Origin of the sequence: Actinopolyspora biskrensis, assembly GCF_013408175.1 — a bacterium.
Taxonomy (GTDB): Bacteria; Actinomycetota; Actinomycetes; order Mycobacteriales; family Pseudonocardiaceae; genus Actinopolyspora; species Actinopolyspora biskrensis.
In genome coordinates this window covers 169,037-193,644 of record NZ_JACBYW010000007.1, presented here as the reverse complement: position 1 = coordinate 193,644, position 24,608 = coordinate 169,037, and the positions used below count along the sequence as shown (strand labels likewise).

General features: G+C 70.0%; 22 protein-coding genes. 12 read left to right on the top strand and 10 right to left on the bottom strand.

Going from position 1 to position 24,608, the window contains the following annotated elements; translation table 11 throughout:
- Positions 1 to 32: 32 nt before the first annotated feature.
- Positions 33 to 818: a siderophore-interacting protein gene (locus tag FHR84_RS18640; protein ID WP_343075327.1), complete on the bottom strand. Its 786-nt coding sequence runs from the start codon at positions 816 to 818 to the stop codon at positions 33 to 35.
- A gap of 356 nt (positions 819 to 1,174) precedes the next feature.
- The gene (locus tag FHR84_RS18635; RefSeq protein WP_179536813.1) at positions 1,175 to 3,547 is read right to left on the bottom strand and encodes a transglycosylase domain-containing protein; all 2,373 of its coding nucleotides are present in this window, start codon (positions 3,545 to 3,547) and stop codon (positions 1,175 to 1,177) included.
- A gap of 244 nt (positions 3,548 to 3,791) precedes the next feature.
- On the opposite strand from FHR84_RS18635, the gene FHR84_RS18630 reads away from it, so the two are divergent.
- Positions 3,792 to 4,091, top strand: a complete 300-nt coding sequence (locus FHR84_RS18630; protein ID WP_017972878.1) for a WhiB family transcriptional regulator — start codon at positions 3,792 to 3,794, stop codon at positions 4,089 to 4,091.
- A gap of 411 nt (positions 4,092 to 4,502) precedes the next feature.
- Here FHR84_RS18630 and bagB read toward each other — a convergent pair whose 3' ends face one another.
- On the bottom strand, positions 4,503 to 5,636 hold the full coding sequence (gene bagB / locus FHR84_RS18625) for an ATPase BagB (protein WP_179536812.1): 1,134 nt from the start codon (positions 5,634 to 5,636) through the stop codon (positions 4,503 to 4,505).
- Complete coding sequence (gene bagA / locus FHR84_RS18620; protein WP_179536811.1) at positions 5,633 to 6,637, bottom strand: ATPase BagA; 1,005 nt, start codon at positions 6,635 to 6,637, stop codon at positions 5,633 to 5,635. Before bagA ends, bagB begins: the two co-directional genes overlap by 4 nt.
- A 170-nt stretch (positions 6,638 to 6,807) precedes the next feature.
- Between bagA and sp36 the strand changes: the two genes are divergently transcribed.
- From sp36 to FHR84_RS18590, 6 genes are all read left to right on the top strand, one after another.
- Positions 6,808 to 6,963, top strand: coding sequence for a Sp36 family protein (sp36, locus tag FHR84_RS18615; protein ID WP_092524685.1), 156 nt, complete (start codon positions 6,808 to 6,810; stop codon positions 6,961 to 6,963).
- 188 nt (positions 6,964 to 7,151) lie between these two features.
- Positions 7,152 to 7,619: a RidA family protein gene (locus FHR84_RS18610; protein WP_179536810.1), complete on the top strand. Its 468-nt coding sequence runs from the start codon at positions 7,152 to 7,154 to the stop codon at positions 7,617 to 7,619.
- A 321-nt stretch (positions 7,620 to 7,940) separates the two neighbouring features.
- Positions 7,941 to 8,570, top strand: a complete 630-nt coding sequence (locus FHR84_RS18605; RefSeq protein WP_179536809.1) for a hypothetical protein — start codon at positions 7,941 to 7,943, stop codon at positions 8,568 to 8,570.
- 47 nt (positions 8,571 to 8,617) lie between these two features.
- Positions 8,618 to 10,024: a hypothetical protein gene (locus FHR84_RS18600; protein ID WP_179536808.1), complete on the top strand. Its 1,407-nt coding sequence runs from the start codon at positions 8,618 to 8,620 to the stop codon at positions 10,022 to 10,024.
- Positions 10,025 to 10,272: 248 nt separating this feature from the next.
- Complete coding sequence (locus FHR84_RS18595) at positions 10,273 to 11,085, top strand: NUDIX hydrolase (protein WP_179536807.1); 813 nt, start codon at positions 10,273 to 10,275, stop codon at positions 11,083 to 11,085.
- Positions 11,086 to 11,281: 196 nt separating this feature from the next.
- Positions 11,282 to 12,121 (top strand): MBL fold metallo-hydrolase, encoded by an 840-nt coding sequence (locus tag FHR84_RS18590; protein WP_179536806.1) that lies wholly within the window; start codon positions 11,282 to 11,284, stop codon positions 12,119 to 12,121.
- A 49-nt stretch (positions 12,122 to 12,170) separates the two neighbouring features.
- Here FHR84_RS18590 and FHR84_RS18585 read toward each other — a convergent pair whose 3' ends face one another.
- The 3 genes from FHR84_RS18585 to FHR84_RS18575 all read right to left on the bottom strand — a co-directional run bounded on the left by FHR84_RS18585 (position 12,171) and on the right by FHR84_RS18575 (position 15,288).
- Positions 12,171 to 13,418 (bottom strand): MFS transporter, encoded by a 1,248-nt coding sequence (locus FHR84_RS18585; protein WP_218863347.1) that lies wholly within the window; start codon positions 13,416 to 13,418, stop codon positions 12,171 to 12,173.
- An 846-nt stretch (positions 13,419 to 14,264) separates the two neighbouring features.
- Complete coding sequence (locus FHR84_RS18580; protein ID WP_017972868.1) at positions 14,265 to 14,939, bottom strand: Crp/Fnr family transcriptional regulator; 675 nt, start codon at positions 14,937 to 14,939, stop codon at positions 14,265 to 14,267.
- A 94-nt stretch (positions 14,940 to 15,033) separates the two neighbouring features.
- Positions 15,034 to 15,288, bottom strand: a complete 255-nt coding sequence (locus FHR84_RS18575) for a hypothetical protein (RefSeq protein WP_017972867.1) — start codon at positions 15,286 to 15,288, stop codon at positions 15,034 to 15,036.
- Positions 15,289 to 15,561: 273 nt separating this feature from the next.
- Here FHR84_RS18575 and nth point away from each other — a divergent pair, with 273 nt between their 5' ends.
- The 4 genes from nth to FHR84_RS18555 all read left to right on the top strand — a co-directional run bounded on the left by nth (position 15,562) and on the right by FHR84_RS18555 (position 19,076).
- Complete coding sequence (gene nth / locus FHR84_RS18570; protein WP_343075326.1) at positions 15,562 to 16,383, top strand: endonuclease III; 822 nt, start codon at positions 15,562 to 15,564, stop codon at positions 16,381 to 16,383.
- Entirely contained in the window at positions 16,380 to 17,048 is a 669-nt protein-coding gene (locus FHR84_RS18565) for a TlpA family protein disulfide reductase (protein WP_179536804.1), read from the top strand. Before nth ends, FHR84_RS18565 begins: the two co-directional genes overlap by 4 nt.
- The gene (locus FHR84_RS18560) at positions 17,045 to 17,752 is read left to right on the top strand and encodes an NUDIX domain-containing protein (RefSeq protein WP_179536803.1); all 708 of its coding nucleotides are present in this window, start codon (positions 17,045 to 17,047) and stop codon (positions 17,750 to 17,752) included. Before FHR84_RS18565 ends, FHR84_RS18560 begins: the two co-directional genes overlap by 4 nt.
- Before the next feature lie 136 nt (positions 17,753 to 17,888).
- Positions 17,889 to 19,076, top strand: a complete 1,188-nt coding sequence (locus tag FHR84_RS18555; RefSeq protein ID WP_179536802.1) for a MarP family serine protease — start codon at positions 17,889 to 17,891, stop codon at positions 19,074 to 19,076.
- A 106-nt stretch (positions 19,077 to 19,182) separates the two neighbouring features.
- Here FHR84_RS18555 and FHR84_RS18550 read toward each other — a convergent pair whose 3' ends face one another.
- From FHR84_RS18550 to acs, 3 genes are all read right to left on the bottom strand, one after another.
- Entirely contained in the window at positions 19,183 to 19,695 is a 513-nt protein-coding gene (locus FHR84_RS18550) for a phage holin family protein (RefSeq protein WP_179536801.1), read from the bottom strand.
- Positions 19,696 to 19,953: 258 nt separating this feature from the next.
- Positions 19,954 to 21,204, bottom strand: a complete 1,251-nt coding sequence (nhaA, locus tag FHR84_RS18545) for a Na+/H+ antiporter NhaA (protein WP_179536800.1) — start codon at positions 21,202 to 21,204, stop codon at positions 19,954 to 19,956.
- A 340-nt stretch (positions 21,205 to 21,544) separates the two neighbouring features.
- Positions 21,545 to 23,518, bottom strand: a complete 1,974-nt coding sequence (gene acs, locus FHR84_RS18540) for an acetate--CoA ligase (RefSeq protein ID WP_179536799.1) — start codon at positions 23,516 to 23,518, stop codon at positions 21,545 to 21,547.
- A 250-nt stretch (positions 23,519 to 23,768) separates the two neighbouring features.
- Between acs and FHR84_RS18535 the strand changes: the two genes are divergently transcribed.
- Positions 23,769 to 24,530 carry a Fic family protein gene (locus FHR84_RS18535; protein ID WP_179536798.1) on the top strand — a complete coding sequence of 254 codons (762 nt, stop codon included), beginning with the start codon at positions 23,769 to 23,771 and terminating at the stop codon, positions 24,528 to 24,530.
- The last annotated feature ends 78 nt before the right edge of the window (positions 24,531 to 24,608 follow it).

Sequence of the window (24,608 nt, the reverse complement as noted above, 5' to 3'; positions counted from 1 at the left end):
CTCCGCAGGAGAGGCACGCCCGGAGGGCGGACTCACCGTTCGGCCCGGTTCGACCGCCAGTAGGCCAACGCGTACAGCCGGGAACGCCCCAGTGCGAGTTCCGTTTCGCAGAATCGCCGGACGCGGTGCACGACATCGGCCTCGGCACCCACCCACACGTGAGGGTTCGGCCCCAGGTTCGCCCCGCTCATCGCGTCCGGAAGCGAATCGGGGCCGCCTGCGGACGCGGCGTCGCGGAACAACCAGGTCCACTCCCCCCGCGCCGTCGCTGGCACGTACTCGCGCTCGGCGGAGTCGGCCACCTCGACGAACACCCGCACCGGAATCGTGGCGGGCAGCTCCTCCAGAATCGCGGTGATCGCGGGCAGGGCGCTCTCGTCCCCGACGAGCACCAGCGGGTCCGCCTCGGGAGCAGGCCGGTAGGAGGGACTGGGCCCCACCGTGACCACCCTGTCCCCGACCCGGACGTTCGCCGCCCAGGAGGCCCCCGGCGCCTCGTGGTCGTGCAGCACGAAATCGACGGCGAGCTCACGCCGCTGGGGGGCGAACCAGCGAACGGTGTAGGTACGTTGCTTGGGCTGCTGGTCGCGGCGCGCGGCGAACACCTCCTCCCGGCTGTCGCCCAACGGCGTGGGCAGCCCGGGCCGGGGCAGACACAGCTTGATGCGCTGGTCGCTACCGCTGCTGACGAAGTCGACGAGCTCCTCGCCCCCGAGAACCACACGCACCATTCTCGGCGTGAGCCGCTCGACCGCCCTGACCTCGAGCTGCCTGTAGCGGGACCGCACCGGCGTCTTCCCTGGTTGTGTACTCGCCACGGCTGACCAGTGTAGAACCTTCGAGCCCACGGGCGCCCCGACCGGCGACGCGACCAAGAACCTCCGGCAGAAGACTTCTTCCGGAACGAGCGCTCGGTCCGCGCAGCCCGAGCAGCCACGCGAAGTCCCGTTCGACTGCGGCAGCTCTCCGGTGCTCCTCGGCGCGACGGCGCCGAAGAGCTCATCCGAGCAATCGACACCGCCGCGGGTTCCCCCGTGGTGCTCTCACGAGGACGGTCCCGAGGTCGCGTGGATGGTTACCCGATCCCGGGGAACCCGCAGCGAGAGCCCGCGAGAGGTTCCGCTCAGCGAGCACCTACGACGAGCTGCGCAGAAAGCCTCGTGAGAACAGGCCGTCAACCTCCCGACCCCTCTCCGGAACCGTTTCCGCCACCCCCGCCGTCGGCCTCGGGGCGCTGGGTTCCGGTTCGCGGTGGCGGGACGTAGCCGGTACTCACCGACAGGTTGATCGACTTCCCCTCGGAGACCACACCGCGCGGGGACTGGCCGATCACCGTCCCCTGGGGGTCCCTGCTGCTGACCTTACGGCGCTCCACCTCGTAACCGGCATCGCGCAGCTTCTTCGCCGCCTTGTCGAACTTCATCTCCACGACTTCGGGAACCTGCTTGCCCGAGCCGCCGCTGCGGTAGCGATCGGTGGTGCTCGGCAGCTGGGCGACGGGCAGTCCTTCGTGGGCGCTCTTCATCGCTCTCATCCAGGTCTTGGCCGGGATGGTGCCGCCGTAGATGTTCCCGCTGCCGCAGACCGAGGGGGTTCCTCCCAGGCAGATCCCGGCGCCCGACCAGGACGGCGGACGATCGATGAACGTGAGCGCCGCCCCCGCGAACTGCGGGGTCGCCCCGATGAACGCCGCGGAGGCGAACGTCTCGGTGGTTCCCGTCTTGGCCGCCGTGGGGCGGTCCCATCCCGTCGAGCTGGCCGCTCTGGCCGCGGTTCCGGAGATGGTGTCGTCCGACATGCCCTCGGCCATCGCGTCCGCCAGCTCGCGGTCCACGGCCTGCTCACAGGGCGGTTCGGTGATCGAGACGGGGTTACCGTTCCGGTCGGTGATCTGCTTGATCGGTGTCGGCGGGCACCACTTCCCACCGCTCATGATCGTGGCGGAGGCGTTGGACAGCTCGAGCGGGCTGGTCGGGCTGAACCCGAGCGTGAACGCTCCGATCTTGCGCTGCTTGATCTCCTCGGCCTGAGTGCGTTCGCGCGCTCGCTCGGACGCCATCGGCACCCCGGCCAGATCGTGGTGCTTGAGCGTGCGGCGCATCCCCAGTCGCGCGGCCATGTCGACGGTGTCGTCCAGCCCCGCGCGTTCCTCGAGAATCACGAAAGCGGTGTTCGGGGAGGTGGCCAGCGCCTCCTTGATCGAACGCGGTCCCGCTCCGACCCCTTCGGCGTTTCCGACCGTGTAGGGGTTGGTCCCGTTGCTGAACTTGGCCGAGGTGTAGGAGGAGGGTGCCGGGACAACGTCGTTTATCCCCATCCCGTTCTCCAGCGCGGCCGCGGCCGTGAACGTCTTGTACACCGAGCCCGCGCCCTTCTGCACCATCGTGGTGGGCAACGCGTAGGCGCTCTCCCCCTCCGCCTTGTCGAACCCGAAGTCGCGGTTCGCCACCAGCGCCCGGACGCGGTGCTTGTCCTGGCCCGGCTCCACCACGGACAGCGCGTTCGCTATCCGCTCGCTGTCCTTGGGCACCCCCTGCTCCGCCGAGTCCTTCGCCGCCGCCGTTATCCGCTGGTCCAGTGTGGTGCGTATCGTGTAGCCGCCGCGGCGCACCTGCTCGAGGGAGAAACCCGCCCGTTGCAGGTAGTTCTCGACGTACTTGCAGAAGAAGCCGTTCTCGGCTCCCGCGCCCACACAGCCGTTCGGCAACTTGGACAGCGGCTCCTCGACCCCGAGCGGAGCCTGCTTGGCCTCGCGAGCCCTCTCCGGGGAGATCCGGTTCTGCTGGGCCATGGCGTCGATCACCAGATCGCGCCGGTACTTGGCCTCGTCCGGTTGAGTGACGGGGTTCAGGGACCCCGGCCGGTTGACCACTCCGGCGAGCAGCGCGGCCTGGGGAACGGTGAGCTGGTCCGGAGTGGTGCCGAAGTAGGCCTGCGAAGCCGCCGCGACCCCGTAGATCCGGTTGCCGTAGGGGACCACGTTCAGGTAACGCGTGAGGATCTCGTCCTTGCTCAGGCGCTTCTCCAGCTGCAGGGCGATGCGGATCTCCCGCAGCTTGCGCGCCACCGTCTGCTCGCTGGCCTCGGCCTGCTCGACCGGTTCACCGGCCGCGTCGACGTGCACCAGGTAGTTCTTCACGTACTGCTGGGTGATCGTCGAAGCCCCCTGGGTGATCTCCCCCGCCACCTGGTTGCTGACGAAAGCACGCACCGTTCCCGGCCAGTCCACGCCCTCGTGCTCGTAGTAGCGCTGGTCCTCGATCGCGACCATGGCCGCCTTCATCGTGTTCGCGATCTGATCGGAGCCCGCGGGCGTGCGGTACTGCTCGTAGAGGTGGGCGATCGGATTGCCCGCCCGGTCCGTGACGGTGCTCACGAGGGGTGGCTGCTCGGTGAGCAGTTCCGTCGAGATCCTGTTCACCGCGTCGCTGGCGCGGTTCGACACCACTCCCAGTGATCCCACGGCGGGGAACAGCATGCCGGCGACCAGGACACCGGCCAGCACACAGAGACCGAACAGCTTGAGTACGCCGTTGCGAATCCGCACAGCACTCACGGTAGGACGCGTGCGGGGAGGCCACTCGCTGTCGCGGTCAATAACGCCCGATGTGATGAGTGCGAAAGAAAAATCCCACGAAAGTCGGTTGGCCTTGGAACCGAGATCTTCTAATGTGCGTCCACGTCTAGCGACGAGATGTCGTAGCGGGCTGTGAGCGCGCCACGACAGCCGGTGCCGGGGGGCCCGGAGGTTGCACGGTCGCCGACGATCCAGTGAGGAGCTGGGGGCTTTGATGCTCGAACAGGGGGACTGGCGGGTTAACGCGGCATGCCGCGACAAGAACCCGGACCAGCTATTCGTACGGGGAGCGGAGCAGCGCAAAGCGCGCACGATCTGCTTCGGATGCCCCGTCCGCACCGAGTGCCTCGCCGAGGCACTGGACAAGAAAATCGAATTCGGAGTCTGGGGCGGAATGACCGAACGCGAACGCCGGGCACTGCTGCGCAGGCGCCCGGACGTAGGCAACTGGCGTGAGCTGCTCGAAGCCGCGCGCGAGGACTACACCCGGCCCGACGCCTACCAACTCGGCTGACCCGTCACCAGGGTTTTCCGCTCGGTTCGCGCAGGGGGTTCCGCAGCGGAACCTCGGGCGGCGGGCGGCGCGAGTCGCTCGGGTGGATTTCTCGGTGCTGCCGCGCCGAAACAACTCCGCCCGATCGGCTCGGCAGAGCCGAGGAGGTCGGGATTCCGAACACCCACGTGGATCGGGTAAACGCTCGCTCGGCCTGCTCGAACAGCGCACAAGTGGCTGAGCCGCCTTCCGCCACCTGCGCGATCGGCACCGCCGGGGGTTCTCGGTCACGGGTCTCGCGAGGACGGCCCCGACGTCGTGTAGGCCGCTACCCGATGTCGGGGCACCCGCAGCGAGACCCCGACCGGGGTTCCCCCACGGAACCACCCGAGCAAACCGAGCCACCGATTCCCCGAGGAGGGGTTCGCCGGTTCACCCGGCCAGCCTCTCCCCGATCTCGGTGAGTCCGGCCAGGTCGTGCACGTCGTGCGGCATGGCCGGAACGCCGACGAGTTCCACTTCCGGGTGCGCGCGGGTGAACCTGGCCAGCAGCCTTTTCTCGCGCTCGGCCACGGCGACCCGGTCCGCGTGCAGCCGGAGCACCGAGGCGGCCAACGGCGAGTTCCCCTCCGACTCGAGCTCCTCCGCCGCGGAGACCGCACGCGCGGCGGGCAAGTCGGCCAGCACCGGATGCGTGCGGTTGGCGACCAACCCGGCCGGCGGCATCGACTCCGCGGAGAGCCGTTCGACGAAGTAGGAGGCCTCGCGCAACGCGTCCGGCTCGGGGGCCGCCACCACGAGAAACCTGGTCCCCGGGGAACGCAGCAGCCGGTAGGTGTGCGCGGCGCGTTCCCGGAAACCGCCGAAGGTCGAGTCGAAGGCCTGCACGAAAGCGGCCGCGTCGGCCAGCAGCTGGTGGCCGACGACCGTCGAAACGGCCTTGGCGAACACGCCGAACCCCGCACCGACTATCTTGCGGAGTCCCTTTCCGCCAGCTCGCGCCGGACTGGCCAGCATCCTGATCAGCTTTCCGTCCAGGATCGTGGACAGCCGCTGGGGCGCGTCCAGGAAGTCCAGTGCGGACCTGCTCGGCGGAGTGTCCACCACGATCAGGTCCCACTCCTCCTCCGCGGTCAGCTGACCGAGTTTCTCCATGGCCATGTACTCCTGCGTTCCGGAGAACGAGGTGGACACGGTCTGGTAGAAGGGATTGTCCAGGATCTGCCTGGCCCGCTCGCGCCCGGCGTGTGCCAGGACCATGTCGTCGAAGGTCCTGCGCATGTCGAGCATCATGGCGTGCAGCTCCCCGGGCACCTCGGGGCCCAGCTCCACGCGCCGCGGGCGGTTGTCCAACTCGGCCAGCCCCAGCGCCTGAGCCAGCCTGCGGGCCGGGTCTATCGTGAGCACCACGACCTTGCGGCCACGCGCGGCCGCCCGGAGACCGAGAGCCGCGGCCGTCGTGGTCTTTCCGACCCCTCCCGAGCCGCAGCACACGACGATCCCGGTTTCCGGGTCGTCGACGAGCGCGTCGACGTCGAGTCTTTCGGGACCGGGCCGGTCGTTCATCCGTTTCCTCCGACACCGCGGGCGACGAGCTCCTCGGCCAACTCGTACAGCGCGGCCACATCGATCCCGTCCACGTACTCCGCCAGATCGAGCGAGGGAAGACCGGTGCCGTGGAGTTGTTCCCGTGCCGAGAGTTCCGCGCTCGCCCTGGTCGCGTGCTCGACGGTCTCGGCGACCAGCCCGTCGAGCACTTCGTCGTCCCAGTCCAGCCCGGCCGACTCCAGCCCGCCCCGGATCCGGCTCGCGTCCACTCTGCCATCCGCAGCGGCCGACACCGAGCGGGTAGCCAGCCGGGCCGGGCGGGCGCGGTTGAGCAGCACGGCCCCCGGGCGCAGGTCGGCCGCGGCCAGCTCGTCCACCGTCTCCAGGGTCTCTCTGACCGGTAGCTGCTCCGGCAGGGTCACCAGGTGCACCACGGTGTCCGAGGAGTGCAGCAGCGCGACCACGTCCTCGCTCTGCCCGTGGATCGGCCCCATCCGCGCCAGATCCGCCATCGCACGGGTGACGTCCAGGAACTTGACGATCCTGCCGGTCGGGGGCGCGTCGACCACCACGGCGTCGTAGCTGTACCGCCCGTTGGAGTCGGTCCGCCGGACGCACTCCTTGATCTTGCCCGTGAACAGGACGTCTCGCAGCCCCGGGGCCAGCGTCGTCGCGAACTCGATGGCCCCCATCTTGCGCAGGGTGCGACCGGCGAAGCCGAGGCTGTAGTACATGGCGAGGTACTCGAGCAGGGCGGCCTCCGCCTCGATCGCCAGCGCCTTCACCTCACCGCCGCCGGGGGCGGCGGCCAACCGGCGCTCCGAGTACTCCAGCGGAGGAGTGTCGAAGAGCTGCGCCAGCCCCTGTCTGCCCTCCACCTCGACCAGCAGCACCCTGCGGCCTCCGGTGGCGAGCGCCAAGGCGAGTGAGGCCGCCGCGGTCGTCTTGCCCGCGCCGCCCTTGCCGCTGACGAAGTGCAGCCTGGCGTGGTCCAGTTGGCGGTCCCATTCAGAACTCACGCGATCAGCCTAGGCCCGGCGGAGGGTTCGTGTCCGCCCGCGGCGGAAAAACACCGTTCGGCGGGCCCCCGGTCCGACAGCGGCCCGGAGCGGTGCTCTCCCACTCCGCGCGCCGACGCGGCCGCCCACGCGAGTCACCCGGCGCGGACTCCGGTTAGTAGGGTGGCGCCATGACCAAGTGGGAGTACTCGACAGTACCGCTGCTCAGCCACGCGACCAAGCAGATACTCGACCAGTGGGGCGAGGACGGCTGGGAGCTCGTCGCCGTTCTGCCCGGTCCGACCGGTGAACAGATGGTCGCCTACATGAAGCGCGCCAAGGAATGATCACGCACCCGCACGGCGGGTCCGCTCGGCGTGCGGGTTTCCCTCCGTAGTCTTCCGAGGGCTTTGTAGTCTTCCGAGGGCTTTCCGGGATCGCGCCGAGAAGTCCCGTCCCCGGCCCCGGCAGGGCACGTCGAACCGCGGAGCACCGGCCGGGGGCGGCCCGCGGGGCAGGAGATTGGGGTTGCCGAATGCACAAGTGGACACAGCGACTGGCCGAGATCGGAGTGGAGCTGCCCGAGGTGGCACGCCCCGTTGCCTCCTACGCTCCGGCCGTACGCAGCGGAGATCACGTGTATACGGCGGGTCAGCTTCCGATCGTGGGCGGTGAGCTGGTCACGACGGGCAAGCTCGGCGCGGAGGTGGACCAGGACGAGGGACGACGACTCGCGCGTATCTGCACGTTGAACGCCCTCGCGGCCGTGCACGGTCTGGTGGGGTTGGACTCGCTGGCCGGTGTGGTCAAGGTCGTCGGTTTCGTCGCCTCGGCCGAGGGGTTCAGCGCGCAGCCCGCCGTGCTCAACGGCGCCTCGGAACTGCTCGGGGAGGTCTTCGGGGACGCGGGCACCCACGCTCGCTCCGCCGTGGGAGTGGCGGAGCTCCCCCTCGGTGCTCCGGTGGAAGTCGAACTGATCGCGGAGATCGACACCACCGCGTGAACCGCGGGCGGCGCCGGACGCCACGAAGAGGTGGCGAACCGCTTCCCTCCGGCGGACGAGCTCCCGTGCCGCCGGCCCGCTGAACACGCTGCCGGGGGCAGCGGGTGCGGCACTTCGTGTCGCGGGGAGGACTCCTCGTGAGGTGCCTCCCCCGCGAACACTCGGTCAAGCCTGCTTACAGTGAACCGTGCGTGATCCTCCCGCGCGTGTCGCGGGTTGATCGCCGAGATTTCCAGAGGAAAATCACCCATACGGATGCACGGCGAGGGTGATCGTTCAACGCAGCGTGCTGGGGAGAGCCCCAGGAGGGGATGACAAGAGGTGACCGACCGCGAAACCGGCCTGTTGTGTCACGAGCTGCTGCTCCACCTCGCCGACCGGATCCCGAACGATTCGCTGTGGCGTTACCGCGACTGGTTGGCCGGTGGCGCCGAGGAAGTCCTCGCCGTTTCCCTGCCCAAGCACCTGCTGCGCGAGCGCATCGGGCTCACCGACGAGGAGCACCGCCTGCTCTCCGACGCGCTGCTGCCCCTCGGGGCCGATCCGGCGGTGGTGGGCGCGATACTGCCCGCCGAACCGTCGACCGAGGGGCCCCGCACGGGGCGGTACTCGTTCACCGCAACGGGGCCCACCGACGACAAGGGGGACTCGGAAGCCCTCGTGCTCGGCGCCTCCCTGAGAGGACGCCCCGGGGTCCACGAGGTGCGCGGCAGCTGGCGTCGGGACACCGCGAGTGATGACTCACCGGTCCGGGTGGTGCTGATAACCACCTCCGGGGACCCGGTCGAACTCACGGGGGAGATCCAACGGATCCTCCGCGCCCTCGGAAACCACGCCCCGCTGGTCGAGGTGCTTCCCGCCGGCGTCGAGCTCCCCGATTACCACGGTCGAGCGCACACCGCGTCGAACCTGATCTGCACAGGCAGCGGCGAACTCGTCGGCCAGAACTGACCGCGCGGAACAGGACAGGACACGCCCGCAGAAATAAGGAGAACCCCGTGGTGGACGTGGCAGACGGCGCCGGGCCGGCCGAGCGGCTGCACGACCTGCTGCTGGCCCTCACCGGCCGGTTGGACGACGACGCGGTCAACACTGCACGCGAGCTCGCGGGAGCGGGTCAGACCGATGTCGCCGCCGAGCTCGTCACCGGCTCGCTGCTGGCAGGCGGAATCGCGGTGAGCCGCGCGGAACAGCGCGAGCTCTCGACGGTCCTCGGGCAGGCCAACTCGCGCAGCGGGCTGGCCGAGCGGCTCGTACCGGGCGAACCCGGCACCTCGGAACCGCACAGGTTCACCGAGCCGGAACGGGTCGACGACCTCGCCGCGGCACTGCGCGCGGTCGCTCCCCGGCTGCCGAACCTGCGTTCGCTGTGGTGCGCGGCACGGACCACGGCGGCCGGAGTCGCGGCCGAAGCGGTTCCCCGCAGAGTACTGCTGGCCGAAGTGGACGGATCGACCGCCGTCGGACCGACCGGGTACCAGCTCGTGCAGGCACTGCGGCGGTCCGGCATAGGCTGCTCGGTCGAGGCCTTCGAAACCGGCGGCGAACTGCCCGACTACCACCGCGACGCGCTGACCGTCTCCCACGAGGTGGAGCTGGACCGCACCTCCTCGCCCCGGCCCGAGTCCACGAGACAGGAAGTGCGCGGGAACCACTCCTTCGAGGACCTCGCGAAGCAGGCGCACCACCAGGAGACGTTTCCCGAACCACCGCCGACGCGAGCACGGCAGCAGCACGACTCCCTCGCGATGAGGGAGGAGCCCGACCTCGATCCGCCTGCGGTGGGCACGACGGCCGAGTGGCCCGCTGCCGAGTACGGTGAAAGCGACCGGTCCGACTTCCCCCCGCAGGGGCTTCCTCCCATCGAGGACCTGCCCGCTTACGCCCCTTACCGGGGAGAGCGGCACTCGTCGAGCGAACCGGACCCGGAGGAAACCGGCTTCATCGTGGGCGACCGCCCTGCCGCTGACATCTCCGGAGCGGCACCTCGGGAGTTTCCCGACCGTGAGTTTCCCGAACCCGAGGACCACCCGGATCCGATGAGTTTCCCGGCCTCCGCCGGGATCCCCGCCTTCACGGAGGAACCCGCTCCCGCCACGGACGGCGGCTCGGAGCTCTCGCCCTCCGCTCCGTCCGAGCAGGAGGAGCCCGCGTCCAATCCGAACGTTCCCGCGGCCGTGGACGCCAAACTCACCGACCGGGAGCGCAACCTGCTGCGGAAGCTGCACGAGGAGCTGGCGCAGCGGGAGCAGGACAGGGAACCGGACCAGGCGGAGTCCCAGGACGCGTTCTCGGAGCCGGTCACCCGGACGGGCGGCGAGACTCAGCAGGACCCGCGCACCACGACCGTGCCGGGGACCGGGAACTTCCCGCCGATCGGTTCGGTCGGACCGCAGCAGCCGTGAGGCTCGCCGCGGGCGAGCGCCCGCACGCGGCACGGCACCGGAACCGGCCCGCGACCGGCCCTCCGGACGAGTCGCTCCGCGCGAACCCCTGACGGGGCTTTCCGCCCGGGCCGTTGGCCGGGTCGGGGTTCCTCTTCCGGCACGGGCAGCGCCGAAACGACCACGCCTGCAGTCGAGCAGCCCAGTCCGCGCACTCTCCGGGGCCGAACCGGTGGGCCTGGCCCCGGACGGCCACTAGGCTTGCGTTCATGCGCTTGCCTGCAGAACTGACCCTGCCGGACGGGATGGTGCCCGAACGACCACCCGACCCGCCCGCCACTCCGCGCGACGCGGCCACTGTGGTCCTGTTGCGGGACGGTCCGGGAGGTCCCGAGGTGTTCCTGCAACGGCGGGTCAGGGGCATGCCCTTCGCCGGTGGCATGACGGCCTTCCCCGGCGGGGGTGTAGACGAGCGCGACAGCGACACGAGCATCGCGTGGGCGGGCCCCTCCCCCGGCTGGTGGGCCACTCGCTTCGGTTGTGACGAGCAACGAGCCCGCTCGCTGGTTTGCGCGGCCGTGCGCGAGACCTTCGAGGAATCGGGCGTCCTGCTCGCCGGGGAGACCCACGAGAGCGTGGTCAGCGAGGCGACGCGCTACGCGGAGGAGCGAAGGGCCCTGGTGGCCAAGGAACTCTCCCTGGCGGGAATGCTCGCCGAGCACGGGTTGGTGCTGCGGGCCGATCTGCTGCGTCCCTGGTCGAACTGGGTGACCCCGGCCGTGGAACCACGCCGGTACGACACCCGGTTCTTTCTCACCAGCGTTCCCGAGGGGCAGCGCGCGGACGGGTTCACCGGGGAGGCCGCCGAGGCTTACTGGCGCCTCCCCGCGGAGGCGCTGGACGACTGGCGTTCCGGGGAGTGCGGCCTCCTCCCGCCCACCTGGGTGACGTTGACCGAACTGGCGGGCTGCTCCGACGTCGCGGGGGCCTTGACCGCCGACCGGGAGCTCGACAAGATCATTCCGAAGGTCGTCCACCGCGACGGAGCCTGGCGCGTGGTTCTTCCCCGGGAGGACCAGTAGGTTGATCGGCCTGCCCGGGTGGCGTTTCGGCGGTGCCGACTGCTCGGGTGGGGACGAGCGGCCGCGCCCTTCGAAAGACACCGGAACTTTCGACCGTTCCGCGTGAAACGTTCCCGGCCAGAGCACTGCCGGTCGCCGTCGGCTCGCCGTCGTCCCCTCGGCGGCACGCGACGCGACCCCCGGAAAGGAGCGACGAGTGAGTACGCGGTCTCCGGCACACCCCGCCTACGGGGTGCTGCGTCCCGTCCTCGAGTACGCCGCCGTACGGCTGGCGCAGAACCCCGGACCGATGACCCTGGACGGGACCAACACCTGGATCGTGGGCACCCCCGGAGCGGGCGAGTGCGTGGTGGTCGATCCGGGCCCGGCCGACGCTGAGCACCTGCGCTCCGTCGGTGAGCACCTGCCCGTCGCCGGAATACTGCTGACGCACCACCACCCGGACCACGCGGACGGTCTGGAAGAGCTCGCGGAACTGACCGGGGCACCGGTGCGCGCGGTGGACCCCGCGTGGTGCACGAGCGCCTCGAAGAACGTCTCCGGGGACTTCGGTTCCGGACCGCTGGAGGACGGCGAGGTCGTCGAGGCGGCCGGCCTGGAGTTGCGGGTGCTGGTCACTCCCGGGCACACGGCGGACTCGATGTGCCTGCACACCGAGCACGGCGGGGTCCCAGCCCTGTTCGCGGGCGACAGCCTCCTCGGACGTGGAACCACCGTGGTGATGGCCGACGACGGCCATCTCGGTTCGTACCTGAGCTCGCTGCGCAGGCTGAGCGACCTCGCCCCGGGCACCCGGTTGTTGCCGGGGCACGGTCCCGAGTCCCCCGATGCCCGTGAGGTCGCCGAGCACTACCTCGAACACCGCGGGCAACGGCTCGACCAGGTACGCACCGCGATCGCCGGGATGGACGGGGAGGTCAGTGCTCGGCGGGTCGTGGACGTCGTCTACACCGATGTAGCCCCCTCCGTGCGGCCCGCCGCCGAGAGCACGGTGCTGGCCCAGCTGGAGTACCTCCGCGAGCGGGGAGAGCTCTGACCGCTCGGCCCCGCGCACCTCGCGGGCTCCCCGAGCCCGCGAGGGCCCGTCAGATCATCGCCTGCTGCGGGGCCTCGGCTCGCGCGGGCAGCAGCGTGCGGCGACGTGCCCAGAGCAGCCCGCCGAGGACCAGACCGATGGCGCCCGCTGTCGCGAAGGACAACGGCGGGTCCTGCAGCTCCACGAGCTGGCCGCTGAGCGACTGCCCCGCGGCGGCCCCCAGGGTCACGGAGGTGATGACCCATCCGAACGCTTCCGTGGCCGTCCCTTCCGGGGCGACCGCTTCGAGGGCGACCGAGTGCGCCGTGGACTGCGGTGTGATCAGGCTGCCCGCGATCAGCAGCGCCGCCGTGAGCCCCAGCAGGGTTCCGGGCAGGGCCAGCAGCATGACCAGCGCCCCGAAGGCGAACAGCAGCGCGGGCAGCCGGAGGTGCATCGGGCGTGGCCACGGGCGCATCCCGTACAGCACTCCGACGACCACGGAACTCACCGACAGCACGCTGAGCAGCAGTCCGCCCACGGCGGCGTGCCCGGTGCGTTCGGCGGCCGCGGGCACCGCGACCTCGATCATCCCCAGCACCGTCCCGAAACCGAAGGCCGCCAGCGCGACACTGCGCATCCCCGGTGTGGCCAGCGCTCCGAGCACCGACCCGGCGGGTGCGGAGGAGTCCGTTCGGGGGCGTTGAGCGCGGGCCGCCGGGGTCAGCGCGAACCCGACGCTTCCCAGGACCATGCACACCGCTCCGGCTACCAGGCCGGTTCCCGCCCAGGGCATGGTCACGAGCAGCCCGGCGAGCCCGGGCCCCAGGATGAAGAACACCTCCATGCTGATGGCCTCGTAGGAGTAGGCCGCGTCCCGCACGCGCCCCTCGGGCAGCAGCAGCGTCCACAGCGCCCTGGATGCGGGCCCCGTCATGGGCTCACTCGTTCCCACCGCCACGGCCAGCGGCACCATCGCGAGCGCCGGTCCGCCCGACTCGATGACGGCGATCTCGATGGCCACGAGCACGACGAAGATTCCGGACACCACCAGCAGGGGGCGGGTGGGGCCGACCCGGTCCATGATCCGCCCCTGGAACACCGAGCCGAAGGCCACCCCGGCGAGGTTGCCCGCCGAGACCAGGCCGGCCACTCCGAAGGAGTCGGTGGTGCGCTGGATGTAGAGCAGCAGGGCCAGGCCGATCATGGCCACGGGGAGCCGCGCCAGTATCGAGGTCACCACCGGCGCTGCGGCGCCGCGGGTGCGCAATGCCGCTCGGTAGTCGGTGAGGGTTACGGAGTTGGACACGCGTACCAGTATCACGAAAATGGTACGGCAGTACCACTGAATTTCGGGGTTACCCGGATCACCACCCCGGGGCGACGAGCCGCGACCGCGACCGCGGCCCCGGGCACGAAGGAGCCCCGCGGCCCGAAATTCCCCGAAGAAATTTCCACGAACACGCAACCCCAACTCTTCCCGGTACGTCTTCACGGGTGAAAGGGCTTGGCAAGGCCGCTTCAAAGGGCGCAAGCTAAAGGTGAGCAACGTACGGGTGTCGCTGAGTCACTCGGCGTGGCCACCGGTATCCAGTCAGCTGGACCGGCGCCAGGACCTTCCGTCGCCGCACGGGAGTTCGGCGGCGGAACAACCGGGAAAACAAGCCTTCGATGTGCTGGTTCGGGGCCGACACATCGAGGGATCGGGGAAAAGCGTGGTTGGTCGGGGGACGGACCACGCGGTGAGAAGGGACCGGAGCGCCGCGTCGGGGGTGGCGCCCGGCCCCTTCTTTTTTCGGAACCCGGCGTCGCACCGCTCTCCCGGCGGACTCCAGCTCGCCACGGCAGGCTCCGCGAGCCCCGCACCGAACCATCCGATTCGCCAGCGGGGCCCGCCGCACGGCCTCCCGTACTTCACACGGGACGTACCCGCGTCACTTCCGTTCGCCCGCGCCCCGAACCGGCTCCGGAGGAGCCGCACCCGGCGCCGGACGACAACCGCCGTCACCCAAGGCGAACCTAAGCGGAGGAACCTCACGCGGACACGAAAAACCGCACCGCCCGTTCCCGTCGGAGATCTCCGGACGCGGTGAACGGTCGGCGCGCTGCGACCACGCTCGAGGGAGCGTCGGAAGTACGGTCGTGTCTGTTCGCGGAGCGCGGATCAGCGGGCCCGGCGAGCCAGCCGCTCCGGGTCGAGAATCAGCACACTCTTGCCTTCGAGTCGAAGCCAACCGCGGTGTGCGAAATCGGCGAGCGCCTTGTTCACCGTTTCCCGCGAAGCCCCGACGTACTGTGCGATCTCCTCCTGGGTCAGGTCGTGCGTCACCCGCAGCAGACCGGACTCCTGGCTACCGAAGCGTTGCGCGAGCTGCAACAACGCCTTGGCCACCCGACCGGGGACATCCGTGAAGATGAGGTCGGCCAGCATGCCGTTCGTCCTGCGCAGCCTACGGGCGACCACGCGGAGCAACTGCTCGGCGATCTCCGGGCGCGTTCCGATCCACTGGCGTAGCGCGCTCCGATCCATCGTCAGCGCACGCACGTCGGTGACCGTCGTGGCTGTCGACGTCCGCGGCCCCGGATCGAAGATCGACAATTCGCCGAACATGTCCGAAGGGCCCATGATCGCAAGCAGGTTCTCCCTGCCGTCGGGAGATTTCCGACCGAGCTTGACCTTGCCGGACTGGATGATGTACAGGCGATCCCCCGGCTCACCCTCGGCGAAAATCACGTGGCCACGCGGGAACTCCGCCGGTTCCAGCGATTGCGTCAGTGCCTCCGCGGCTGCCGGCTCCACTCCCTGGAAGATGCCGGCCCGCGACAGGGTCTCGTCCACCTCGTCCCTCCATGTTGAGACGCGGCGGCTGCTCTCGACGCCGATACCGCCATAGAGCGGCTACCGGCGTGTGCCGCCTATCACCACAACCAGTCTACGACCGATCGCGTGAACGGCGGGTACGTAGTCTGCCGGCGCGTCCCACCCTGCGAAGCTGGAACAGCTCCAGCGCACGTCCAATTCCCTGCCGGAACAGCGCCCGAACCTCGTCGGGACGGGCGTTCTCCAGCAGCTCCTCCACCTCGTTCTCCTGCACCGCACCATGCCGAAGCCGAGCCTCGACACGCTCCATGAAGAGCGTGAAAAACATGATCACAAGCGGTACGACGATCACGAACCAGGCAGTCATTGTGACCCAATCTTCGCTCATACCTCGGTGGCACTCGCAACCGGGGTACGTCAACAGCGCTCCGACCTCGCTCCGCACGGGGCCGCGAAGCGCACGACCACGGAAGGCGCCGCGAGCGACGCCCCGCTGCCCGGTCCCGGCCCCACCGGACGAGCGTGAAGCGCACCGCATCACTCGCGAATGTGATACGAATCACACAACAGTGCCGGGGCGTCCCCCCGCACATCCCTCGGACGGAGGACCACGCGCCCTCCCGGGCCGTAGGCTAGTGGAGTGCCCGACCCAGCTCCAAGCAACACGCAACGCAAACGCTCGTCCGAGACCAGGCTCGGACTGGTACGACGCGCACGCAGGATAATGCGCACGCTCACCGAGGCGTACCCCGACGCGCACTGCGAGCTGAACTTCGACAACCCGTTGCAGCTGGCGGTGGCCACGATCCTCTCCGCCCAGTGCACGGACAAGCGCGTCAACGAGGTGACGCCGAAGCTGTTCGCCCGCTACCCCACTGCGGCCGACTACGCGGCGGCCGACCGCACCGAACTGGAGGAGCTGATCCGCTCGACCGGCTTCTACCGGAACAAGACGAACTCCCTGATGGGGATGGGGGCCGCTCTCGTCGAACGACACGGCGGGGAGGTGCCGGCGACACTGGAGGAACTGGTCAAACTGCCCGGGATCGGCCGCAAGACGGCCAACGTGATCCTGGGGAACGCCTTCGACGTGCCGGGCCTGACCGTGGACACGCACTTCGGGCGCCTCGTCGGGCGCTGGGGCTGGACCGAGGCCACGGACCCGGTCCGGATCGAGCACGCCGTCGGCGAGCTCATCCCGCGCGCGGAGTGGACGACGCTCTCGCACCGGGTGATCTTTCACGGTCGCCGGGTCTGCCACGCCCGCAAACCGGCGTGCGGGGCCTGCCCGCTGAGCAAGGACTGCCCGTCCTACGGGATCGGCCCGACCGATCCGGGTGAGGCGGCCGAACTGGTACGCGGTCCGGAGTCCGAGAGGTTGCTCGAACTCGCCGGGGTGCGCACCGAGGCCGGTGGAAGCGAGGCACGCACGGCGGAATCCGGGGAGTCGACGACGCGATGAGTTCCGAGCAGCCGGATCGGCGCGGCTTCGGCAGGGAGATCCGCTGGACGCTGATCGTGGTGGTGGTCGCCGTGCTCGGCGCCGTGGCGCTGTGGCCGCGCGGCGAGGACCCCTCTTCCGGGACGGGGGCCCCGCCCGGAGCGGCCGAGCGCTCCCGCCCCGACGTGGAGACCCTGCGGCAGCGCGCCGACCTCGCGGGGTGCGCTCCCGCATCCGGGGCCGACACCTCCGCTGCGGCGCACGAGACCCCGCTCAGCGGGGTCACGGGGACCTGCCTCGGCGACGGCTCCCCGACCGACCTCGCCGAGGCGCTGGCTGGACGGACCACCCTGGTCAACGTGTGGGCCACCTGGTGCCCGCCCTGCCGCAAGGAACTGCCCGCCCTGCAGGAGTACTCCGAACAGCCCGATTCGGCGCGCGTGGTCGGCCTGCAGGTTCAGAGCGACGCGAAGTCGGGCCTCGAACTGCTGGACAGCCTGAACGTGCGGCTGCCGGTGCTGCACGCGGAGCGGGAACGCGTCGCCGAGGCGCTGCCCGCTCCCAGACCGCTGCCCGCGAGCTACCTCGTCACCCCCGAGGGCCGGGTCGAACGGTTGCCTCCCGAGGTGTTCGAGACTCCCGAACAGATCCGCCGGGCGGTGGACGACAAGCTGGAGGCACGGTGAACGAGGAACACGGCCCGTTGGTGGATCCGAAGCTGGTTCCCCGCTGGCTGCGGCCGCTGGTCGAGCGAACGGCCGAGGTCGACACGAAGGAGCTCGGCTGGCCGCACACCCCCTGCGGGGCGGACGTGCGCCCGGCAGCGGTGCTGATCCTGCTCGGCGAGGACGCCGAACGTACCGGTCCGGACGTGCTGCTGCTGCGCCGCGCGGACGGGTTGAACTCGCATCCGGGGCAGGTCGCCTTCCCCGGAGGAGCCGTGGACCGCGGCGACGCGGGGCCCGTCGACGCAGCGCTCCGTGAGGCGATCGAGGAGGTCGGCGTGCTGCCCTCGGGGATCACCCCGGTGGCGACGCTGCCCGAGCTCCACCTCGCCCACAGCGCGTTCCGGGTGACACCGGTGCTCGCCCACTGGCACGAACCCGCCCCGGTGCAACCGGTGGATCCGGACGAGACGGCAGCCGTGGCCAGAGTTCCCATCGCGACGCTGTCCGACCCGGCCAACCGGTTCGAGGTGCGTCTGGGCGGCAGGACCTCACCGGCCTTCCTGGTGCCGGGAATGCTCGTCTGGGGATTCACCGGTGGCCTGCTCTCCGGGTTGCTCGACCTCGCGGGCTGGTCACGTGAGTGGAACCGTGGAGACGTGCGGGAACTGGACGAGGCGTGGAGAGCCGCGGTGGAGGCGGCGGATCCCGGTTGCGAACGTTGACACCGGATCCGTTGGAATGAGAACGAACCGTTCGGGAGGTGGTCGCCTTCGGTCGGCCCACGTGCACGACTCGGCCCGGACCGGACAATCACCGCTCGAAGCCCCCGAACGTCTGCAGCCGAAGCCGAGGTGATCGGTGAACTGGGTCGACTTACTGGTGGTGCTGCTGGCGCTGCTGGCAGCGGTCTCGGGCGCGCACAACGGGCTGGTCACCGCCTCGCTCTCCTTCGTCGGGGTGATCGCGGGGGCGATCATCGGTGTGCGCTCGGCCCCACTGCTGCTGGAACGACTGGACAGTCCGGCCGCCAGAATCGGTTTCGGCGTGGGGATCGTCGTGCTGCTCGTCGCTCTCGGCGAGACCCTCGGCATGTGGGCCGGAAGACAGCTCCGGGACCGCATAACCGGGCACCGCAGGCTCATCGGCGTCGACAACGCGCTGGGGGCGCTGCTGCAGGGAATCGCCGTGTTCGTCGTGGCGTGGCTGGTGGCGCTCCCGTTCACCGCGGCCTCGGCGCTTCCGAGCCTGGCCTCGGCCGTGAGCGACTCCAGAGTGCTGCGCACCGTCGATTCGATGATGCCCGAATCGGCGCGGTCCCTTCCCTCCGACCTGCGGAGCATGCTGGGGATCAGCGGGTTTCCCGAGACCCTGGAGCCGTTCTCGCGGACCCCGGTCGCCAGCATCGACCCTCCGGATCCCGCGCTGGCGCACAGCGAGGTCGTCCGCCAGGTCCGGCCCAGCATCGTCAAGGTGCGCGGCCGTGCGCCCGACTGCGGGCGCTCGCTGGAGGGAACCGGATTCGTCGTCTCCCCGAACAGGGTGTTGACCAACGCGCACGTGGTGGCCGGAACCGACAGCGTCTTCGTCGAGATCGGACGCGGGCAGTTCGCGGCCAAAGTGGTCTCGTTCGATCCGGAGGAGGACGTCGCGGTCCTCTCCGTGCCCTCGCTGGACGCCGAAGCGCTCGACCTGAACGCCGAGCAGGCCGCGTCCGGAACCGACGTGATCGTGCTCGGGTATCCGCTGGACGGGCCGTACACCGCTTCCGCCGGAAGGGTCCGGGAGCGGATCGACCTGCGCGGACCGGACATCTACGGCGACTCGACCGTGGTGCGCGACGTCTACACGGTGCGGGCCCAGGTGCAGAGCGGCAACTCCGGGGGCCCGCTGGTGAACGGCCGCGGCGAGGTCGTGGGGCTCGTCTTCGGCGCCGCCGTGGACGACCGCAACACCGGATTCGCCCTCACTGCCGAGGAGGTCTCCGACGAGGTGGCCTCCGCGCCCTCGCTGACCGCCGAGGTGCCCACCGGCCCGTGCACGGAGTGAGCTCGTGGGGAGTCCCCGGACGCGTCGACGACCGGGCGGGGCTTCCCCTCGGCGCGGGCAGCGCCGGAACCCCCACCTCAGCAGTCGGCACCGCCGCGGGAAGGCCTCACGAGGTCTCCTGGTTCTGCTCCGTACCGCCCGAGTGCCGGTGCCGCAGCTGAGCGGTGTCCCTCAGGGTGTCGATCGTCCGCCGTGGAGCCCGCACCTTGCGCACACGCAGGTAGCCGAGCAGCGCCAGCACGATCGCGACAACCAGCATCAGCAGGAACACGATCCCGAACGCCGCCCACCGCCACAGGCCGACGGCCGCCAGCCCCTCGGCGAGGGTGAAGAACAGGAAGAAGCTGCTGAAGGCGAGCACGGTCAGCGCGAGGATGAAGAAGACACTGCCCTTGAGCGCCTTGCGCACCTCACCGGCCACTTCGGCCTTGGCCAGTTCGAGCTCCCCGCGCACCAGCGCCGAGAGGTGGGTCGCGACGTCCCGCGCGAGAGTTCCGATCGACTGCTCACCCCCGGCCCCGGTGTCCTCTTCGGACAGGGGGATCGACGTGGCCGTCGAAGCCGTGGTGGCGTCGGAGTCTTCGTGTCGTTCGTTCTGGGCACTGTTCACGATCGTCATCGTGCCACGAAGCCGTGATCGCGACTCAGTGACGCGCCCGATCGCGGGGTCGCGGCGCCCGTCCCGCGCCGCGCGGGTCAGCTCGGCCGCCGGAGACCGACCTCAGCCAGGCAGGCGAGCACGCACAGGTGGAGCGCTCCCCGCACCCGGCGTCCCCACGATCCGCGCCCCCTTCCGGCGGCGGGCCCGGCCGCGTCGACGTGCTCACCCGAGCGTTCCGCGTCCGCGGCGGGTGGTGGGGTGGTCTCCGGGAACTGGTCACCCCCGCCCGCTCTGTGCCTGGACCTGCGCCTGGGAACTGTCGTGCTTCCTGCGCAGCACCAGCATCACCGTGGCGACCACGGAGGCGACCGCGGAGGCGATCAGCACGGCCGCCTTGGCGCGGTCCGCGGCGGCCCCGCTCAACGAGAGGTCCGCGATCAGCAGGCTGACCGTGAAGCCGACCCCGCCGAGCATCGCCAGCGCGAACAGGTCACGCCACGCCACGCCCTTGGGGGGCGATCCGAAGCCGAGTTTGACCGCTATGAAGGAAGTGCCGAAGATGCCCAGCATCTTGCCGAACACCAGCCCCACCATGACCGCGATGGCGATCCGGTCGTGGAAGACGGCACCCAGCGCGTCCGCTCCCACCGGCACGCCGGCCGCGAACAGGGCGAAGATCGGCACCACCAGGGCGGCCGACCACGGCTGGAGCCGGTGTTCCAGCCGCATGGAGGGCGAGGCCCGCTCGTACGGGTCGGTGCGCACCCTGGTCAGCAGGCCGAGCGCCACTCCGGCGATGGTGGCGTGGACACCGCTGCTGTGCACAGCCACCCACGTGGCCACTGCCAGCGGCACGTACAGCCACGAGGTCCGGATGCGCTTGCGCTGGGCGTACCAGTAGCCGACGCACAGCACCACGGCGATGAGCAGGGCGAGCAGGTTCAGCCCCGAGGTGAACAGCACCGCGATGACGATGATCGCACCGAGGTCGTCGACCACGGCCAGACTGAGCAGGAACACCCGCGCGGTGGTCGGCATGGCCGAGGAGGTCAGCGAGAGCACGCCCAGGGCGAAGGCGATGTCGGTGGCCACCGGAATGGCCCAGGCCTGCGCCGCCCCCGGCGCTCCGAATCCGATGGCGGCGGCCACCACGGCGGGCACGATCATGCCACCGAGCGCGGCCAGCACCGGAAGCGTCGCCGTCTTGCGGTCGGAGAGGTCCCCGAGGACCAGCTCCCGCTTGAGCTCCAGGCCCGCGACGAAGAAGAAGATCGCCAGCAGGCCGTCCTTGGCCCACTCCCCGATAGTCAGGTCGAGGTGCAGGGCGTGCGGTCCGACGGTGAACTCGCGGGCGGCTTCGTAGAAGCCGGAGGCCGGCGAGTTGGCCGCGATCAACGCGACAACGGTGGCGGCGAGCATGAGCATGCCGCCGACGGTTTCGTTTCGCAGGTAGGAACCGAAGTCAAACCCCCGGGCCTCCTCCGGGGCGGCGGACCGTTTTGATCGGTTGCGCTGCGATTTCGCCACGGAGTTGCTCCCGAGATTGATTACGCCACGTACTCCACAATGACCAGTTTTCCGGCTCGCCCCGCGGATGAGCTTAACACGGCAGAACCCGCCTCATGCCGTTTCGCGGCCAGCACGGCGTGCGTTCGCCCGCGTTGGCCGGACAGGGGTTGTCAACGTTCGACCGAGTTGCTAATGGGCACGCAGGAACCGGCTGCGCTGGTGTTTCGGTGAGGATCGGTCGACCGCTGATCGGACTCGTCCGGTCGGGCGAAGCGGCGTCCGGGGCTGCCGTGTGAGAAAAATCGAGGGGGCGGCACTCCTCGTGCCGCCCCTCGGTCACGCGTTCACGCGAACACGCTCAGTCGTCACCACCTCCGGACTGCATGCCCGCCGTGATCTGGTCCATGACGCTGGAATCGGCGAGTGTGGACACATCGCCGACCTCGCGGTTCTCCGCGACGTCCCGCAGCAACCTGCGCATGATCTTGCCGCTGCGGGTCTTGGGCAGTTCGGAGACGACCATGATCTGACGCGGCTTGGCGATGGGGCCGATCGCCTGGGCGACGTGATCGCGCAGGGAGCTGATCGTCGTGTCCCCGGCGTGGTCCCCACGGGTGATCACGAAGGCGACGATTCCCTGACCGGTGGTCGCGTCGGAGGCCCCGACCACGGCCGCCTCGGCCACGGTCGGGTGCGAGACCAGCGCCGACTCGACCTCGGTGGTGGAGATGCGGTGCCCGGAGACGTTCATGACGTCGTCCACCCGGCCGAGCAGCCAGATGTCGCCGTCGTTGTCGTACTTGGCTCCGTCCCCGGCGAAGTAGTAGCCCTGCTCCGCGAAGCGGGACCAGTAGGTGTCCACGAAACGCTGCTGGTCGCCCCAGATGCCGCGCAGCATGGCCGGCCAGGGCTTGTCCAGCACGAGCAGTCCGCCCTCACCGTTGCCGACCTGGCTCCCGTTCTCGTCGACCACGGTCGCGGACACACCGGGCAGCGGCTGCTGCGCCGAGCCGGGCTTGGCCGCCGTCACCCCGGGAAGCGGGGAGATCATGATGGCACCGGTCTCGGTCTGCCACCAGGTGTCGACGATGGGGGCGGTACCGCCGCCGATCTGATCGCGGTACCACATCCACGCCTCCGGGTTGATGGGCTCGCCCACCGTGCCGAGCACCCGCAGGGTGGACAGATCGTACTGAGCCGGGATGTCGGCTCCCCACTTCATGAAGGTGCGGATCGTGGTCGGGGCCGTGTAGTACAGCGTCACCCCGTACTTCTGCACGATCTCCCAGTGCCTGCCCTCGTGGGGGGTGTTCGGCGTGCCCTCGTAGATGACCTGGCTCGCCCCGTTGGCCAGGGGCCCGTAGACGATGTAGGTGTGGCCGGTCACCCAGCCGATGTCGGCCGTGCACCAGTACACGTCCGAGTCCGGTTTGAGGTCGAACACCGCGTTGTGGGTGTAGGCGGCCTGGGTGAGGTAGCCGCCCGAGGTGTGCAGGATGCCCTTGGGCTTACCCGTGGTGCCCGAGGTGTAGAGGATGTACAGCGGGTGCTCGGAGTCGAAGGACTCGGCCGTGTGCTGCTCGGGCTGGCGGTCGACGACGTCGTGCCACCACTTGTCCCTGTCCGAGTTCCACTCCACATCGGCCTCGGTGCGCTGCACCACCAGCACGTGCTCGACGCTCGGCGTCCCCGTGACCGCCTCGTCCACGTTGGCCTTGAGCGGCATGGCCTGACCGCGCCGGAACTGGCCGTCGCAGGTGATGACCACTGTGGCTTCGGCGTCGTTGATCCTGCTGCGCAGCGCCTCGGAGGAGAAGCCCCCGAAGACCACGCTGTGCAGCGCGCCCAGGCGGGCGCAGGCCAGCATCGAGAAGACGGCTTCGGGCAGCATCGGCAGGTAGATCGCCACCCGGTCGCCCGATCCGACCCCGAGCTCGGTCAGCGCGTTGGCGGTCTTGGAGACCTCGCGCTGCAGCTCGGAGTAGGTGATCCTCCGGGAGTCACCGGGTTCGCCCTCCCAGAAGATGGCGACCCGGTCGCCGTTGCCCGCCTCGACGTGCCGGTCGACGCAGTTGTGCGCGACGTTCAGCCGGCCCCCGACGAACCACTCGGCGAAGGGGGGGTTCGACCAGTCCAGAACCTGATCCCACTCGGTGTCCCACTGTAAGCGCCGTGCCTGCTCGGCCCAGAAGCCCAGGCGGTCCTCGGCGGCTTTTCCGTACAGCTCGGCCGTCGCGTTCGCGTTCGCCGCGAAATCCGCAGTGGGAGGGAACGTTCTGTTCTCCTCGAGCAAATTGTCCAACGTGTTGCTCTGCCCCTCGGGCTGACTCATCGCTGTCGAACCTCCGTCGCTGCTGGCACAGCTCTTTCCGTGACGAACGGTAGTGCGATCCGACTCACTTCGATAGAGGCAAACGGAGTGAAGGTCGAGACCAATTCCCCCGTTCGGTGCTGCACATCACTGACAAGTCACAATGAGTGTAATACTTCTCACTTCGTTACGCCCGTCCGAAGGATCCACTTTGCCCCGTATGGCGGAGGGTGCAGCGTTTTTCCATCACTAACGGGTAGCGTCTCGTGACGTGAACGCGCAGGATTCGCTACGCCCGCTTGTCCGACTTCCGGGCGTCCCCGAAGCGGTCGAAACCGCCAGGGCGGCAATCGACGAGGTGCACGAGCACCCGGCGAACCGACGAGGCTGGCCCACCACCGCGGCCGAGGCGTCGGTGCGCGCCGCGCGGGCCTCCGCGGCGGTCGCGGGCGGAGCCGCGGAAATCCCGGAGGGGGGCGAGGTGAGCGATCCGCTGCTCGCCGGCTCCCTGCGGGTCGCCGAGGCGATCGGTCCCCTGCTGCCGACCTGGCAACGAGCCCCGCTGCAGGCCCTGGCCAGGCTGCACGTGCTGGCCGCGGCCGACCTCGTCGGCGAGCACGAGCAGGAACGCCTCGGGCGCCCCCGTGCGGACGAGGAGGTCTCCTCGCGGCTGGACCTGCTGGCCCGCATGGTCACCGAGGTCAGTGGGAACGCCCAGGGCACGATCCCCGGACCGGTGCAGGCGGCCGTGGTGCACGGGGAGCTGCTCGCGCTGGCCCCGTTCGGCGAGGTCGACGGGATCATCGCCCGCGCGGCCTCCCGGATGACCGTGATCGCCAGCGGCCTGGACCCCAAGGGGCTCGTGGTTCCCGAGGTGGCCCACTTCCGCCGTCAGGAGGAGTACGCCTCGGCGGCCCGGGGGTTCGCCTCCGGCGGCTCCGAAGGTGTCTCCTCCTGGATCGAGTACTGCTGCAAGGCACTGGAAACCGGCTCCCGCGAGGCGAAGTCGATCGCGGACTCCGTGCAGGGGTGACCGTCCGCCGGACGGCGGACCGACCGAGGAAACAGGGGCTCGGAGCACGAACCGGGCGCACGGGGCGACCGGTTCGCG

Excerpts from the sequence above, each read along its gene's own strand:
- acs (WP_179536799.1), bottom strand. The coding sequence starts at position 23,518 with ATGAGTCAGCCCGAGGGGCAGAGCAACACGTTGGACAATTTGCTCGAG.
- FHR84_RS18595 (WP_179536807.1), top strand. The coding sequence starts at position 10,273 with ATGCGCTTGCCTGCAGAACTGACCCTGCCGGACGGGATGGTGCCCGAA.
- FHR84_RS18550 (WP_179536801.1), bottom strand. The coding sequence starts at position 19,695 with ATGACGATCGTGAACAGTGCCCAGAACGAACGACACGAAGACTCCGAC.
- FHR84_RS18575 (WP_017972867.1), bottom strand. The coding sequence starts at position 15,288 with ATGACTGCCTGGTTCGTGATCGTCGTACCGCTTGTGATCATGTTTTTC.
- bagB (WP_179536812.1), bottom strand. The coding sequence starts at position 5,636 with ATGAACGACCGGCCCGGTCCCGAAAGACTCGACGTCGACGCGCTCGTC.
- FHR84_RS18630 (WP_017972878.1), top strand. The coding sequence starts at position 3,792 with ATGCTCGAACAGGGGGACTGGCGGGTTAACGCGGCATGCCGCGACAAG.
- sp36 (WP_092524685.1), top strand. The coding sequence starts at position 6,808 with ATGACCAAGTGGGAGTACTCGACAGTACCGCTGCTCAGCCACGCGACC.
- FHR84_RS18610 (WP_179536810.1), top strand. The coding sequence starts at position 7,152 with ATGCACAAGTGGACACAGCGACTGGCCGAGATCGGAGTGGAGCTGCCC.
- FHR84_RS18565 (WP_179536804.1), top strand. The coding sequence starts at position 16,380 with ATGAGTTCCGAGCAGCCGGATCGGCGCGGCTTCGGCAGGGAGATCCGC.